The sequence below is a fragment of the Flavobacterium chuncheonense genome (genome assembly GCF_042686145.1).
Taxonomy (GTDB): domain Bacteria; phylum Bacteroidota; class Bacteroidia; order Flavobacteriales; family Flavobacteriaceae; genus Flavobacterium; species Flavobacterium chuncheonense.
The window spans coordinates 283,953-300,667 of record NZ_JBHUPC010000010.1 but is presented as its reverse complement, the minus strand read 5'-3'; the positions used below and the strand labels follow the sequence as shown (position 1 = coordinate 300,667).

The following is a 16,715-nucleotide window of genomic DNA, read 5'->3' as shown; positions in this document are numbered from 1 at the left end:
AAAAAAGTGAAGCATTCAGGAATACAAATAAAAAACAATAAACACGAATGAATAAAAGTTTAACTAATAGAAAGAAATAATGAAACATGGAAGATGGCTCGGAGGTCCCTTTCAAATCAGTACCTGCGCATTTGTAGTAGTTTTGTAGCAGTCCAGAAATAGCATGGTGTTTTAAAATAAACAATATTTGAAGCGTTAACCAAACCAATCAAATATATTTTAAAAACTATTGCGTATGAATTACAAAAAATTACATTTTTTAGGAGTCTTACTCCTATTATTTTATAACAGTATAACGGCACAAAGTGTTACTGCAACCTTTAGTACTGGAGACATTTCAACCAATTACAACTCTTTTTCAAGTAGTTGTATAGGAACTTTAGCGGTAACACTACCTGCGGGGCAAAACTGGACTGTAACGGGTGTTGATGTGGTGTATAATATGACCGCTGCAAATGGCGCCTATAAATCGGAACAACGTTCACGGTTATATTGTCAAAACACTAGCGTAGCGGAAGGAAGTTATAGCGCAGGAAGTGGTAGTTCTAGTGGTACACATAGTTACGCTAGAAGTAATCTTTCAATTGCCAATGGGACTTTTCCAGGAAATACGGTTGTAACTTTTGAAATGCATGCGTATCGTACTTGGGGAGGCTCAGGCTGTAATACAACTTATAGTAAAGTCGATGATGGTACTTGGACGGTTACGGTACATTATGAGCAACCACCATCTTGTCCGGCACCAACAGCCTTAGGAGCAACAGCTGTGACAGCTGCAACCGCAAATTTAGGTTGGACAGCAGGTGCAGCAGAAACGCTATGGGATGTTGAATATGGAGTTTCTGGTTTTACACCAGGAAGTGGAACAGTTGTAACAGGTGTAACGGATACTACTTATGGAATTGGTAGTTTGTTAGCAAATACTACTTACGAATTTTACGTACGAGCCGATTGCGGTGGTGGTGATTGGAGTACTTGGTCAGGGCCTTATGCTTTTACCACTTTATGTGCAGCAGTTAGTGAATTTACCTTGAATTTTGATGCCAATACAAGTTTGCCAGCATGTACACAAAAAAGTGGTACCGCTGGAAGTGTGTATGTTTCATCTTCTTATTCACAATCAGCACCAAACGGACTCTATATATATAGTTCAGGTGCTACTTATGTATTGCCAAGAATAAGCAATGCAGAAGCGACCACCCACCGGTTGAAATTTGCAGCACGTTCGTCTGCTTCGACAACCATAAGAATTGGTTATATGACCAATCCTTCAGACCCTGCTACTTTTGTAGTTTTTCAAACGGTAAATACGAGTACTAGTTTCCAACAATTTGTTGCGATACCAAATGGAGCGCCTGCTTCGGATAGTTTTTTAGCAATACAAGCAACATCAAATTCGTCAACGTATTTGGATGATGTCGTATGGGAAACGATACCAGCAGTACCGCCAACATGTGTGGCGATAACGTCACCTTCAAACAATCAAACAAATGTGAACTTGACAACAAGTATCAATTGGGCTTCACAGCTAGAGGCAACGGGATATAAAGTGTATCTGGGCACGGCTGCTGGCACTTATGATGTGTTGAATGGGCAAGATGTAGGAAATGTAACAACCTATTCGTTGAATGGGAATTTAAACTATAATACAGACTACTTTGCTAAAATTGTGCCTTACAATACGTTTGGTGAAGCTTCAGCGTGTTCAGAAATGATGTTTACCACTAGAGATGGTTGTGTGTTACCCTATACACCAGTTAATGGAGCGACTGCTGTTGCAGTGAACCCAACCATTCAGTGGTATTCGTACAATGGAGCAACGGCTTATGAGATCAGTATCGGAACAACTGCGGGAGGAACCGATTTTTTAAATGCCCACAACAATGGAACAGCTACTTCTTATACAGCATCAGGATTGGACTACAATACGGTATATTATGTGAATGTAAAAGCGGTTGGGGCAGATGAGGTAACATCGGCGATATGTGCGAATTATAGTTTTACAACAAAATCAGCACCGCAAACAGTACCTTATGTACAAGATTTTGAGAACACAACAGCTGATATAGTGTTTACAGGTACAAGTACGAATAAATTTTTTATTGGTAATGCTACCCAAAACGGCGGAAATAAAGCGCTATACATTTCAAACGACAATGGTATTTCGAATGCCTATACGATGTCCGCTTCAAGTACCGCTTGGGCAACAGTTGAGGTGGATTTAACCACAGCTACGTATGTGGATTTAGTATTCGATTGGAAAGCTTTAGGTGAATCAAGTTATGATTATGGTGAGGTATACATCAATACAGGTGGCTCAGATACTCGAATAAGTGGGGTGAAAGAATTTCAAGGTTCGGATGTGTTCCAAACCAAAAGAATACCACTTTCGTCTTATACCGGACAGATTGTTGTGATTAAATTCAAGTGGGTTAATGACGGTTCTTCTGGTTCAAACCCGCCTTTAGCGATTGATAATTTGAAAGTGATAGACTATGTAGAGTATGCCAACGGAAATTGGTCCAATGTTTCAGGGCCAACCGTTGCTTTGCATGCTTATATAGCCGATAATATTACAGTAACATCAAATGTGGAAACAAATGATTTAACTATTAATGCAGGGCAAGTAGTAACGGTTGAACCAGGAGTAGTGGTAACAGTTTCTGGAAATTTAACCAATAACGGAAGTGTTATATTTAAAAGTGATGCAACGGGTACAGCAAGTTTTGGAACCTATAATGGAGCAGCAATAGCGGGTTCAGGAACGGTAACGACAGAGCGCTATATTGGACCGCGAAGAGCTTGGCGTATGCTAACGGCTCCTGTAAAAGGAACGAGTAACAACTCGGTTTATGCCAATTGGCAAAATGATGGAGTGGTAAATGCCGGAACAGGAGTTGATGTATGGGGACCATCAGGTACGGGTTTACATACAGGGCCAGCGTATTCTATAAAAAAATATCCAACACAATCTACTGCTACAACTTGGGAAAATGTAACCAATACCATGACAGAACCTTTATTTGATGCAAATAAGAACAATGCTTTTACTGTTTTTGTTACAGGTTCTTATTCTGATACACCGACTACAATTGCTTCTGGAGCCGATGCGACAGTACTATCGGCAACTGGTGCTTTAATAACGGGTGATGTGGTGTATGCCAATCTGCCAACGGCTATTCATACGAATATCGGAAATCCATATGCAAGTCCAATAGATCCTTCGGCTTTACTCTCGGATTCGGATAATGCTTCAAATTACAACCAATTATGGGTATGGGATCCTGAATTGTCAACAGTAGGAGGGTATTTAGTCTACGATAGTGTAACGGGTTGGTCCAATACGGCTGCTAGCTATAGTAACACAATTCCAACTTTAATACAAAGCGGTCAGGCATTTTTTGTAAAACCGGCTTCCACAGCAAACTTCAATATTAAAGAGAATCACAAAGGAACTACGGTTGACAATGGAGTGTTTGCAAAAAATAACCCTGTCGCACAATTGCGCATCAACCTGCAACAACAAAATGCGGGTGTATGGCAACCGGAAGATGCATTAGTAGCAGCATTTTATGGAGGAGGTGAGAATACTATAACACCAAAAGATGCACAAAAAATGTACAAAGGAGGAGTAAATATTGCGTTTAGGAATAACCAAGAACGGTTGACGGTTGAACACCGTGAGCCTGCGAATGTACAAGATGTATTGCCAATGGAAATCACAGGAATGACAGCAGCGACAAACTACCGTTTGATGGTACAAGCACAAAATTATGCAGGTTTGCAACCGTATTTGTGGGATAGCTTAGGAAATACGTATTACCCGATTCCAACAGATGGTAGTGTATACGAACATGTTTTTACTGTGAATAATGTACAAACAGAAGCACAACGTTTTCAAATGGTATTCAATGGAGCGCAATTAGCAAGTGAAACGCATGCACTTGAGGTGGTAAAAGTGTATCCAAATCCAATCACTAACGGATTCTGTAATGTGAGTTTGCCGAAAGGAACGATACAAGCTACTTATACAGTAACATCGCAATTAGGACAGAAAATAGCAGCAGGAACCTGGAGGGGTACCAGTGGAGAAATTATTACACATGGTTGGGCAGCAGGTATCTATCATGTAAATGTAAAAATAGAAGATGCAGTATATCGTTTAAAAATAAGTGTGCAATAAATAAATAATAGAATGAAGAATATCATAACCATAATAATTTTCTTTTTAGGAACTATAGTTGTTCAATCTCAAACCCCAATTGATCCTGATGGAGATCCAGGTCAAGCAGTTCCTATTGATAATTGGATAATACCGTTGATGCTTTTGGGATTAGGTTTGTTTTGTTATACATTTTATAAAAAACAAAAGCAGGTTTTATAATAATAAAAGCGCCCTTTTCAAAAAAGGGCGCTTTTTTGTGAATTAATTAAAGCGATATAATAGAGACGGTAAAAACTTCGTTACAGTTGGTGAATGTATGTTAGAATTAATTAGAATTGTTCTATTTAATTTTTTTCCTATGTTTGCGCCCTTCTTGATAGAGAAGTGTAAATAGATTTAAAAATTACGAAACAATAAATCAATTAATATTAACCTAATGTCCCAATGGGATAATTAAAATTATTTAAAATGCTCCAATTCAATAAACTAAATTTGCTAGTTGTATTCTTATTTTCAGTAATGACTTTTGCCCAACAAGACGGTTGGAACCATTGGTCTTTGGATGCAGGATATGGATACGTACAACCATCATCGCTATTTAAAACACCACAAAGTACAGGTAAATTTGCAGGATTCCGTCATGCAGAGTTAGGATTGCGTTATATGGTTACACCTACAATCGGTGCAAAATTATCGTATAACAACGATCGTTTTGAGTACAAACGATACGGAATAGAATTCAATACTTTCCAATTGGAAGCGGTTTACAATTTAGGAAGCCTGTTTCAGTTGAGTTATTGGACATATGAAACAGTTGGACTTTTAGCACATGCGGGTTCAGGAGTAACAATAGCGGGGCCAGAAAGTATTAAAAAATATGAAACCATCGGTACAGCCTCTTTAGGCCTAACACCTCAAGTAAAAGTTGCAGATCGTTTGAGTATTTATGCCGACTTAACCTATGCTTTTCATTTCAAACAACATTATGGTTTTGATGGGGTTTTATTGGATCCAGATTACAATCCTGAAGTGGGGAAATCATTGCGTTTTGCTGTAGGAATACAATTGTATTTAGGCAAAGAAAGACGCCACGTAGATTGGTATTAATTTCAGTGAAACACGAATGATGGGTATTGAACCAATTAAATTTTTAGATATAACATTGGTTTGATATTTATGAAATAGAAGGTTAAAAAGCACACTTTCCTTGTAAAGGAAAGTGTGCTTTTTTTTGAGATAGAAAGGATTGATGGAAACGAAATTTTTATAGCTAAAATTAGCTGTATAAATTGATATGAAAAGTAAGTTTTAAAACGTTTGATATCTCAATAATGTTAGATGTATGAAATTTGAATTTTTAAAATCAACAGATAGTGAATAATTTAGCTATATAAGACTTGTTAAAAAAAAACAAATGGTTTTACAACTCATGTCTTTTAATTAGATTTGCAATAAATACCAAAAGGTAAGCTCAATTTATGGAACAAAAAATATGGTTGTCATCTCCCCACATGGGAGGTAAGGAGCAACAGTATATCCAAGAAGCTTTTGAGGCGAATTGGATAGCGCCTTTAGGACCTAATGTTACAGGTTTTGAAGATGATTTACAACAGTATTTAAAAGATAATGTTGAAGTAGCAGCTTTAAGTTCTGGTACGGCAGCTTTACATTTGGCTTTAATTTTGTTAGGTGTTCAGGCTGGGGATGAGGTAATTTGTCAAAGTATGACGTTTTCCGCTTCGGCTAATCCTATTCGGTACCAGGGAGCAATTCCGGTCTTTGTAGATAGTGAGCCGGATACTTGGAATATTTGTCCTATTGCTTTGGAAAATGCGATTGTTGATCGCATTAGAAAAGGAAATAAACCAAAAGCAATAATTGCGGTGCATTTATATGGTATGCCTTTTAAAGTAGATGAGGTATTAACAATAGCAAACAAATATGAAATACCACTTGTAGAAGATGCAGCTGAGGCTTTAGGTAGTACTTATAAAGAAAAAGCTTGTGGTACTTTTGGTACTTTTGGAGTATTGTCTTTCAATGGAAATAAAATAATTACTACGTCCGGAGGCGGAGCACTAGTAAATGCTAGTAAAGAGCAAAAAGAAAAAGCGGTTTTTTTAGCAACGCAAGCGCGCGATACAGCAGCACATTACCAGCACAGTGAAATAGGGTATAATTATCGTATGAGTAATATTTGTGCGGGTATTGGAAGAGGACAAATGGAGGTGTTAGATGCACATATAGCATTACGTCGTGAAATGAATGCCTTTTACCACAAATTGTTGTCCAATGTTAAGGGTGTTACTATTTTCGCAGAGCCAAATGAGGAATTTTATTCCAACCATTGGTTAACGGCTATAGTGTTGGATGAAAAGGTACTCGGCAAAACAGCAAAAGCATTGCGATTGGCTTTGGAAGCTAAAAATATAGAATCAAGACCATTGTGGAAACCGATGCACTTGCAACCTGTTTTTGAAGAATATCCTTACTACGGTGAAAAAGTTGCAGAAAACTTGTTTAACAGCGGTTTATGCTTGCCTTCAGGATCTAACTTAAGAGATGAGGATAGAACGCGAATCGCAGAAGTAATTTCACATTTTTTTAACACATAGAATCGGCGTATTGTCTTTCTTTGTGAATTGCTGCTATTAACCAAGAAGTATAAGAAGATTGAAAGTTATGTCAGAAACAGAAGGGAAAAAATATAGTGGGATTGATTTTAAAACTTTTGGAAAAAGTTTTTTTACGCAGCGTTTTTCAAACTTAGGCTATTTACCACGTTGGATAATTTTTACAATTGATGTAGGTATCGTAATGTTATCCTGCACCTTGACATATTTAATTGTATCCAATCTAACCTTAAGCTTTTACAATAGTTTTTCTATTCCTGTTCGTTATGCGTTCATGTTACTAGTGAACATCAGTTGTTTTTTGGTTTTTCGTACTTATGCTGGTATTATTAGGCATTCTAGTTTTGTAGATGCACTAAAATTATTATTTGCAACTGGGACAAGTTTAGCAATCTTAACATTTGTAAATTATCTACATTATTTTGTTTTTGGAACCAAAATTTACCTGTTTCCAGGATTGGTTGTAAATGCGGTAATTTCATTTGTAATGTTGTTTGTATATCGTGTATTGGTCAAATATATGTTTGAACACTATTTAAACAGGGTAGATAAAAACAAGCAATTGAAAGTGGTAATTTACGGTTCAGATGCGAATGCGGTAGCCTTGGCAAACGTATTGGCAGCAGATCAATTAAAGAAGTACCGCTTGATGGGTTTCTTGGAAAAAAGAAAATCCAGAGTAGAAAAGCAAATGCTCGGATTACCAATTATTCACTATAAAAATAATACGGCTGTAGTGTTAAGGGCACTTAAAGCAGATGGAATAATTATAGCAGATAGAAAATTATCAAAAAAAGATAAGTTACGTATTGTAGAGGAATGTCTGGAAAACAAATTCAAAGTACTAACATTGCCTGCAGTAACCGATTGGGAAGATCAGGAGCAAATTGCAAAAAGCATTAAAAAGTTCGATATTAACGATTTGTTAGAGCGCCAACCTATTGCTTTGGATAATCTGCAAATTGCATCACAAATTAGTGGTAAAGTAATTTTAATTACGGGAGCTGCGGGTTCAATTGGAAGTGAGATAGTGCAGCAGGTATTGTTATTCAATCCCAAAAAAGTCATTTTACTAGATCAAGCAGAATCTCCTTTACATGATTTGGTTTTAAACTTGCGAAAGAATGGTTATGGTATTAATGTAGTACCAATTGTGGCCGATATTAAAGATGAAATATTGTTACATCATATTTTTGAAACCCACCAACCAGAATTAGTATACCATGCTGCCGCATATAAGCATGTACCATTAATGGAGGATAATCCATATCAAGCGGTTATGAACAATGTTATTGGAACTAAAAATCTTGCAGATTGCGCAGTACGTTTTGGGGTGTCTCGTTTTGTGATGGTGTCAACGGATAAAGCGGTCAATCCAAGTAATGTAATGGGAGCAAGCAAAAGAATTGCGGAATTGTACGTGCAGAGTCTTTATTTTGAGAAGGGAAAAGCAGCCGGAATAAAATTTATAACCACTCGTTTTGGAAATGTGTTGGGGTCTAATGGTTCAGTTGTACCATTGTTTACCAAACAAATCGAAGAGGGAGGGCCGATTACCATAACGCACCCTGAGATTATTCGCTATTTTATGACGATTCCCGAAGCTTGTCAGTTGGTTCTAGAAGCTGGAGCTATGGGTAATGGTGGTGAAATTTATATTTTTGATATGGGGAAACCGGTTAAAATTATTGATTTGGCAAAGAAAATGATTCAATTAGCGGGTTTAATACCAAATAAAGAAATCGAAATTAAAATTACAGGATTGCGTCCTGGTGAAAAATTATACGAAGAGTTATTAAACGATAGCTCAAAAACCTTACCAACGCACCACGATAAAATTATGATTGCAATAGATGCTCATGATGAATCATACGAATTAATCGAGAATAAAATTGCCGAATTAAAGCACAATACATTAAATCTGGATATGGAAGCAACTGTAAGGGTGATGAAAGATATTGTTCCAGAATTTAAAAGTTTAAATTCCAACTTTGCCAGTTTGGACGTTGTGTAGTTTTGAATTTAATTTTATGACTACCACATAATAGAAGTCAATCAATTTTTTAAGTGTTGCTCACTTAAAAAATTGATTGACTTCTATTACTTTTTCCAAAGTTTTCCTGTTTTTAAGAATAACCTTATTATCAAAAGCAGCAATATGTTTGGCATGATGAATGTCTGAACCTACAAAATCCATCATATCCATTTGTAATAAAGTATCAGCTGTATTTGCAACAGCAGTTCCATAGTACCCCACGGAGGATAATAAGTTCATTTGAAAAAGACATCCTGCTTTTTTTAAAGCTTCGTAGGCTTTTAAGGAGTTATGGTAAAAAGTATAACGCTCAGGATGAGCCAATATTGGGGTATATCCTTTAAGTTGTAATTCAAAAATTATGTCAAATAGCTGTAGTGGTGCATTCAAATATGACATTTCAACAAGTATGTAATTATCTTTTAAAACCAATAAAGCTTCAGATTGTAAAAGTTGTACAAAATGTTCGTCCATATAGTATTCAGAAGCAGCTTGTAATTGCATTTGAGTACAAAGATCTGGGAAAGCAGCTTGTACTTTTCTTCTAGTTTCAGCTATGGTAGTGCTACTATTTGGCCATAAATTGAAATGCGTATGTGGAGTAGTTATAATTTTTGAAAATCCCATAGCCTTCATGCTTTCCATTAAAAACCTCGAATCAGCAGACGTTTTAGCACCATCATCAATACCGAATAAAACATGCGAATGAATGTCAGTATAATCATGGGGGATGAGTTCCTTTAATTTAGGTTGCTTTTTGAAAAGGGATAACATTTTTTATTTCTTTTAAACAAAGATATTGTTTTGTAGGCAATAGTAAAACGTAAGCTTTGCAGTAAGTGATTTTCTTTACGCAGCGCTTATGCTGCAGAAAAGGGTTTAAGAATAGCACATTTGTAGTATAAAAAACAAAATTGTATGGTCAGCACATTTTGAACCGGCCGCTTTTCCATTTGCGTCAGCCTATTGCTTAATTTTGAACAACTCTAAATATTGTATTGTCATTACCTTCCGTGTTAGAAACACTAGTTGTTTAGTGTTACGATATTTACAATAACTTTTAGCGGATTTTTATGATATCAGATGGAAGTCTGAATTATATTTGTGATTGAATAACTATTATAAATAAAACTTCATGACAGCTAACAACCACATTGTCTATAAAATTGTTTTAGCCTTTTTTTTAATCTTTAATTACAACCATTTTTTTATCGAAAACAAAAATGTATTTGGTAAGATCTTTTACGTTGTTCTATTATTAATGTTGGGGTTTGATTTGTTAGCGTTCATATTTAAAAATAGTAAACAAAAGCAGTAAAAGCGAAATAATTAAAGGAATGGTAACAAGTTTGCTTCGGTTTGTCCGTTGCTAAAAGTTGAATCCATTCAGTATGTAAATTAAAAAAATAATGGAGTTTAGATTCTTTACGGAGAGATCAAACGTGTTATAGTATGAAACTGCTTTTATTTATTTAGGCTTACAACGTACTTTAATTCTAAATTTTGTCTTTTTGGTACAAACTATTCTTTAAACCTATTGTACCGCAAAGCATTAATACAAATAATGCTCCACAAATAATATAATTATTCATTCCATATTTTTCAAAATCATTATCCCCTAAATATGAAATTAGTTTAATACAAGGGACAACAATTAATGATATTGCTGCAATTTTTTTACTTTTTCGATTATTCATTGTTGGGCTTTATAGGGATTCGTTATGGTTATAAATTTTATCTTTTTGTACATCGAGAATCATAGGATTAAAACTATAGTATTCAAGATAGAATGGATGATAGAATGACGTATGAAAAGCTGTGTTTGAAATCTATTATTTAAAGGTTTTATATTTTAATTCTTGTTCTTATAGAAAAATTTCTTAACCAGGTAAGGGCCTAATGCACCACCAATAATAGAAGAAACAATTATAATAAGAATATTTTCGGTTGATAGAATCATACTATTATTTTGAAATTATAAGGAGAGCAAATATAAAAAATTATCAAAACAGATATAACTTTTTGTGACTTTTATTTATTTAAGTATTCAATACAAAAAGCTACGGGTTATACTAGCCCCAGTTTGTACAAGCCATAGTAACAGAAGAATACGATAAATAGTGGTTGGTAAATTAAGGTAAATGTTGTTATGCGAGGTTCTTTTTTAAATGAAGTAAACAAGGCTATATATGCGATGAGGTTTATAAACAATAGGAATAGTGGAATGGTAATAAGTAGATCATTCTTGAAATCCTTAGCGGTAGCAATACTTAAGTAGGAAAATACATTAAGTATTGTAATACCTTCTGAATAAAGTTTTAGGTTGTGTTTTGACATGATTTGATACTTGACAGTTTTAATGATTACAAAATTATAGTACGGAAAGTTTTAAGTAATTATGTCTTTTAAAAAATATATAATAATACAGTAAAAATATTCTCCAGCCTTTTACATTGAGATTGTTTTCGGCACTTAAGTACAGTTCTGAATCCTTTAGATTTTCTGAATTGATACTAATTTTATTGCTATAGCACCAATCAATTTTCAATTGAATTGTACTATCAAATCTGCCATATATAGCAACGGTTTCGTTTGATTGTATAGATCCAATTCGTTTACCATCAAGTAATATTTGGTAGTTCCTGAATTTATCTTTGAAGGCATTACTTCTCGTAATTTTTACTTTAATCATTGTTTTTTTCATCCTATACTATCTTTTCTTACAAGAAATACATCACGCTAACTTGTCCTCTTATGGCTGTAACAACTTATTTCTATGATTAATTTTCTGCAAAAATCTTGTTTTAGCGGTTTCAATGCAATACACAAAAGAATGTTTTACAACTTTGAAATAATTTGTTATATTTTAAATCATAAAGCCCAGTTGAGAGACTGGGCTTTATTGTTTTTAAAATTGAAATACCGGTTTAACGGTCTGGTCTAGTATTAGCGGAGTGTGGGATTTCAGAGAAATAAACGGTCCGCCGCACTAAACTTTGATAAGTGCAATATGCTCAATTTGAGCATATCAGTCCGCATTACGCTTACACATCGTTGGTGGACGTATTTATTTTTTCTTATGTCCGGGTTCCCATATCAGTCGAAGAAAAGAGCTTAATCTCTCATTTTCACGACTTATTGGAATTCCTGCTACTATTCCAATCAACAAGTTGTCTGCAACACCCAATCTCATTTGTGGCCTTACGGTCATGTCGAAGTCTCGCTTGTCAATGGTTTTATTAAGCTCAATCCCGATAAAATTCCGTGTACCTGAAATCATATAATGAAAACTGGTATTGATGTCATAAGTCGTATGAAACTTTTTGGTACTGAAATTTTGTTCAATCATTGGTCCTGTATAAATCAAGGAGTGGAAGTTATTGCCCCATCGCTTTGCTACAACAAAGAAAGGATTGTAAATATTTCCTTGAATAAAGGGCTTCCCAAAATTCCTGAAGTTTGAAAGTTCAAACTCATTGATATATCCAAGTGCCATTGAAGTAGCCATAGGCTCGTTCACGAAAAATGACCATTGAGCAGCAATTTTGATACTATTCAATTGATTGGACGGAATAGAGTCGTTTGCTGTTCCGTTCGGTGAATAAAAAGTAAAAGGCAGTTCGACTTCTAAGCCTAATCGGTCAATGGGTGCCCACTCGTATTCTATTAAAGCTTCATAAGAGTCGAATTTCAGATTGTCCGTAAGACCTAATCCTACGTTCCACTCTTTTTCACCTTTTCGAGCTCCCAAATCTCGGATTAGGTCAACATATAAAGGTTCTGCGTGTAGGACTTTATAAGGTTCTTTATGGTCTTCAACTTGTTGAATGTATAAGCTGTCTTTTTGTGCATCAGTAACTTGAGCAGAGGCATATGTGGAAAGTGCCAATACAAGGAGTAGCACCAATTTTTTTTGGATGTTCATTTTTTTTGATTTGTTTTAAACACATTAAGAATTGCCCTGTATCCTATTGGTCACAGGGTGATGTAGAGTTAGAGAAACAAATCAAACTTTGGGTGGGGGACTGTCTATTTCGTTGAAGCCTTGTGTTAAACGAGCAACACAGTCAGAGTAGAGTTTTTTTCTTTTGTCAATTTGGTTGGGAGTGAATTTGTCCGCCTTAAACACGTGAACTAACAAGTCTATTTTTATATTTTTCTGCTTGTTGTGGTCTTCGGTGTCATGGTCGTCATACTCTTGGATGGCATCTTCAAATCCCAAAACTTTTTCGACCACTAGTTCCACGATACTTTCTTGGTCGTTGAACGACAAGTCTTCTGGAATATGTTCAGGGTTTGGGTCTGCCACGTCAACGCTAATGTTGAGCAGGTAAAGTCCCATGAATCTCCAAAGGAATTTTGTGAAAATGCTATTTCTTATTTGACCTATCACAGTTCAATAGTAACGTTTTTTTGTGGGTTTTCTGATATGGCCAACAACGGTTTTGTTGATGGTTTATTGCATGTTTTAAGCAACTAATTTAGCAACTACAATCCGAATAGAAAATCCGCGAAGATTTTCGTATGTAGGCTAGAACGAACAATTGATTATATAGGGTGTTGTGCTTAGTACTTTTAATTCAGTTTTTTCACTAGTCCATTTAATATTTCATCTTCTTCGTCTAATAAATGGTCTTTAATCACTATATCAGGTATCACACCTTCTGGTTTCCTACTGCCATTTACACGAACAATTTGTCCTTTAGACACTTTTACTACAATTCCGGTATGAGGTAAAGTGTAGTGAAACTGTGAAGCGTAAAGTGTTGGGAAATCGCCTGTTTCTTCTCCTACAATCGTCCCAAACTTATAATCTTGAATTTGAGAGGCTGTCACGGCTGATTGAGAATGTGATTGTCTATTGACCAAAACATATACTTCTCCATTAAATCGCCTTTGTTTCGGTTGTGGCGGGTATTCATCAAATTCATAATTGTAGATTTCTCCATTTTTGTGAGAAAGAATTTTTTGAAAATAAGTATTCGTAGTATCATGGTGTTTCCTTGTATGCTCTTTAAGAAATTGACTCGTTTTAAGAGTAAATTCCGAATTCCATTTAAAGGGTTTATCTGCAAAATATGAAACTAAGTAATCACTAAAAGAGTCATTACCACCAGCATTATTTCTAAGGTCAATGATTAAATTTTTACGCTTACTTTTTTTTATTTCTACAAAAGCTGAATCAATGAATTGATGGTACTTTTCTTCGTCACCCGAAAAGTTTCCTGGATTTATATAGGCACATTTATCTATAAATTTTAATTCCATCTTAGCATTCAAAACATCAGTTCTTTTCATTTCATAATCCTCGATAAGGCGTACCGCTTTTATTGAATGCTTTTGGACAGTCCCATTTGAGATAATTTCAATTTCAAAGTCATCTTGCTTTCCAAAAACTTGCCAGTATAATCTAGGAAACGAATACATTTCAATTTTTGCGTTTTTAAAGTATGTTCTTTCAGCCGAAACTTGAGGATAAATTTCTTCTAAGACGTCTTTTATTAAAACGCCATTAATACTTATTATTTCTGCACCAACCTTAATACTAGAATTGTCAGAAAAGTTTTTTCGGATAAAATTTTTGTTATTCTCAAAAGCAATTTCTATTGGAAATATAGTTCCGCCATTATATGCATAAGCACTGTAAGAAGCTCCTGGGAAGTCTATTTCAGTATGGCCGTTATTTACTACCGATATCACTTTTTGAAAAAGAGTAGTTGCTTGTAATAGCGTTACAGAATCCTTAGAAATTGATTTTTTTATTTTCTCAAAATTCCTTGAAAAGTCTTTTTCTGAAGTATAGGCGTAGAGGTTATAGTGAGCATCTTTTAATGAATTATTAAGATATTCTAAATCTTCAATGATTGTATTTTTCCCAAATTTGTTTTCGGATTGTTGGGCTAGAGAATTTAGCGAGAAAAATGGGAATAGAAAAATCGCAAGTATAAATGGTTTTTTCATTAGTTGTTTTTATTTTCTTTAAAAGACAATTGAAGTCATCGAATGTTACTTGGTATTAAGTACAACGGTCTTCGGCCATAAGTAGTGGTGCCAAACCAAAACCAATCCATTTCAAATATACTGCAAACTTTTGAATGTTCGGAGACACGAGCACAACGTGCAAACTAGCGCAGCAAAATTCGGAAGGGTGCCGTAACTGGGGATTAGTTATAATCGATTTTGGAAGCGGTATTTTTTACTTTTTTATTGAGGGTCTTGTTTATAAATAATTTCATGGTGTAACCATATCCAAGTCCGCCAATTGTCCAGATTATAATTCCTAACAACAAAGTTTTCCAAGTAATTTCTTGTCCATCAAAGTATGGAAATCCAATTGACATAGTCAAAAACATAAAGCCACCCCAACTTAAACCTGTTTTTATCCAACTCTTCTTGTCAAATGGGTTTGGAATATGTTCAATGTCTATATTCTCGTAACGTTTCGGTTGTTTTGCCATCCATTTAGTTTTTAAACTTTTTCTAAACCAACCCCAAAGAGGAAAGGTTATGGTAAGAATTAAAAAACTCAATCCGTTTGTCAAACAAGGAATTGTATTCCCACAGTTTTTACAATAAAGTCCAAACCAATTTTTAAAAGCAGTTCCGTTTTCTGTCGACCAAGTTCTACCATCGTGAAGCGCTTCACAATGAGGACACGGGACAAGTGTTCGTTCAATTCTCGGCTTGTCAATTGTTTTATCCTCTAAACTGACCTTTGGAATTCTTTGTCCTAAAATCAATTCGTTTATTGCTAAACCAGGATTTAAAATCCAATGTAGCATCATCCAATTTTTCCATGTATATACTTTATACTTTTCTTGATCAAATTTCATTATGTGCTGTTTTTATATAGCTGCTAACGCTCCTTGGCAAGCTGTTGTTGTAATCTTTGTTGGTGGCCAAAACAAATATAAGAATACTTTCGGATTTTCTTTACGCAGGACTATACTGCGGAAAAGGGGGCTTTCAGTAGACTTTTTTCTAAAATGGGGAATCATCTGTTCAACACAATTCTCAATTGTCCTTAGCTTCCGCAATCGAGGGTCAATTATTTGAAGAAGGCGTAAAAAATAAAAGCTGTCTGAGGCTGAAAGCCGAGTTCTTTTATTTTAGCCTTTAAAAATAGAAATTGACCGATGAGGAAGCAGGGACTTGATTTTTTGTTTCTTTTGCATCAAGGCAAAAGAAAGGATTTAAGACCTGCAAAGATGTAGAGGCTAGACTTTTTTGTTGCTTTTTTTGGCAATGAAATCGACGAAGGAGATTCATGAACTCCTTAAGTCAAATATGAAATGTTGAACTAAAAAAAGTAAAAGAATTAAGAATTGATGCTAACACTTCGAAAAGACCGAAACTTCGTTTCTCTTCTTAATCTCAAATGCTCAGTGACCGCATCTTTGCTCAGCCTCCGGAATATAGATTTTCTTTACGCAGGGTTTATACTGCGGAAAAGGGTTTGTAGTAGTACATGTTTAGTGTAAAAATTGAAAATAGTTTGTATAGCAAGTTTTGAAACGGCCTAGCGCCCCGCAGTCGAGTGTCGACCCTGTGCAATTACCGTACAAAAGAAAAGCTGTTTGAGGCCGAAGGCTGAGTTCTTTTCTTTTAGGTAATAAACAGTAGGCAGACCGATGAAGGGTGCAGCCTTGATCTTTTTTGTTTCTTTTTTGCATCAAGGCAAATCAAAGATTCATGGATTCCTTAGGCAAAATAGAATCGAGACATAAAAAAGAAAAATAATATAAAAACACCTCCCATACCCTCCTCGAGGAGGGACTCCCTCGCATAACAAATCGCAGACCAATTACCGTAATACAATTACGAAGTCAAATTGTATATTTACTACTATTGTCCTTTTCCGCAGTGTAGCAAATCCTTTCCG

General features: G+C 35.3%; 11 protein-coding genes. 5 read left to right on the top strand and 6 right to left on the bottom strand.

Going from position 1 to position 16,715, the window contains the following annotated elements; genetic code table 11:
• Positions 1 to 235 precede the first annotated feature (235 nt).
• From ACFS5J_RS03280 to ACFS5J_RS03260, 5 genes are all read left to right on the top strand, one after another.
• Positions 236 to 4,183, top strand: a complete 3,948-nt coding sequence (locus ACFS5J_RS03280; protein WP_379810561.1) for a T9SS type A sorting domain-containing protein — start codon at positions 236 to 238, stop codon at positions 4,181 to 4,183.
• Positions 4,184 to 4,195: 12 nt separating this feature from the next.
• Positions 4,196 to 4,384, top strand: a complete 189-nt coding sequence (locus tag ACFS5J_RS03275) for a hypothetical protein (protein WP_379810560.1) — start codon at positions 4,196 to 4,198, stop codon at positions 4,382 to 4,384.
• A gap of 249 nt (positions 4,385 to 4,633) precedes the next feature.
• On the top strand, positions 4,634 to 5,272 hold the full coding sequence (locus tag ACFS5J_RS03270; RefSeq protein ID WP_379810559.1) for a hypothetical protein: 639 nt from the start codon (positions 4,634 to 4,636) through the stop codon (positions 5,270 to 5,272).
• A gap of 371 nt (positions 5,273 to 5,643) precedes the next feature.
• A complete protein-coding gene (locus ACFS5J_RS03265) occupies positions 5,644 to 6,780 on the top strand; it encodes a DegT/DnrJ/EryC1/StrS family aminotransferase (protein WP_379810558.1) in 1,137 nt (378 codons plus the stop codon).
• A gap of 67 nt (positions 6,781 to 6,847) precedes the next feature.
• Positions 6,848 to 8,812, top strand: coding sequence for a polysaccharide biosynthesis protein (locus tag ACFS5J_RS03260; protein WP_379810557.1), 1,965 nt, complete (start codon positions 6,848 to 6,850; stop codon positions 8,810 to 8,812).
• Between the two features lie 60 nt (positions 8,813 to 8,872).
• On the opposite strand, the gene ACFS5J_RS03255 is transcribed toward ACFS5J_RS03260, so the two are convergent.
• The 6 genes from ACFS5J_RS03255 to ACFS5J_RS03230 form a co-directional block, all read right to left on the bottom strand.
• Positions 8,873 to 9,607, bottom strand: a complete 735-nt coding sequence (locus ACFS5J_RS03255) for a tyrosine-protein phosphatase (RefSeq protein WP_379810556.1) — start codon at positions 9,605 to 9,607, stop codon at positions 8,873 to 8,875.
• A 722-nt stretch (positions 9,608 to 10,329) separates the two neighbouring features.
• Positions 10,330 to 10,530, bottom strand: a complete 201-nt coding sequence (locus ACFS5J_RS03250) for a hypothetical protein (protein ID WP_379810555.1) — start codon at positions 10,528 to 10,530, stop codon at positions 10,330 to 10,332.
• A 1,370-nt stretch (positions 10,531 to 11,900) separates the two neighbouring features.
• Positions 11,901 to 12,758, bottom strand: coding sequence for an HAEPLYID family protein (locus ACFS5J_RS03245; protein ID WP_379810554.1), 858 nt, complete (start codon positions 12,756 to 12,758; stop codon positions 11,901 to 11,903).
• Positions 12,759 to 12,839: 81 nt separating this feature from the next.
• Positions 12,840 to 13,175 (bottom strand): hypothetical protein, encoded by a 336-nt coding sequence (locus tag ACFS5J_RS03240; RefSeq protein WP_379810553.1) that lies wholly within the window; start codon positions 13,173 to 13,175, stop codon positions 12,840 to 12,842.
• Positions 13,176 to 13,408: 233 nt separating this feature from the next.
• Positions 13,409 to 14,794: a S41 family peptidase gene (locus tag ACFS5J_RS03235; protein ID WP_379810552.1), complete on the bottom strand. Its 1,386-nt coding sequence runs from the start codon at positions 14,792 to 14,794 to the stop codon at positions 13,409 to 13,411.
• 203 nt (positions 14,795 to 14,997) lie between these two features.
• Entirely contained in the window at positions 14,998 to 15,666 is a 669-nt protein-coding gene (locus ACFS5J_RS03230) for a hypothetical protein (RefSeq protein ID WP_379810551.1), read from the bottom strand.
• Positions 15,667 to 16,715 lie beyond the last annotated feature (1,049 nt).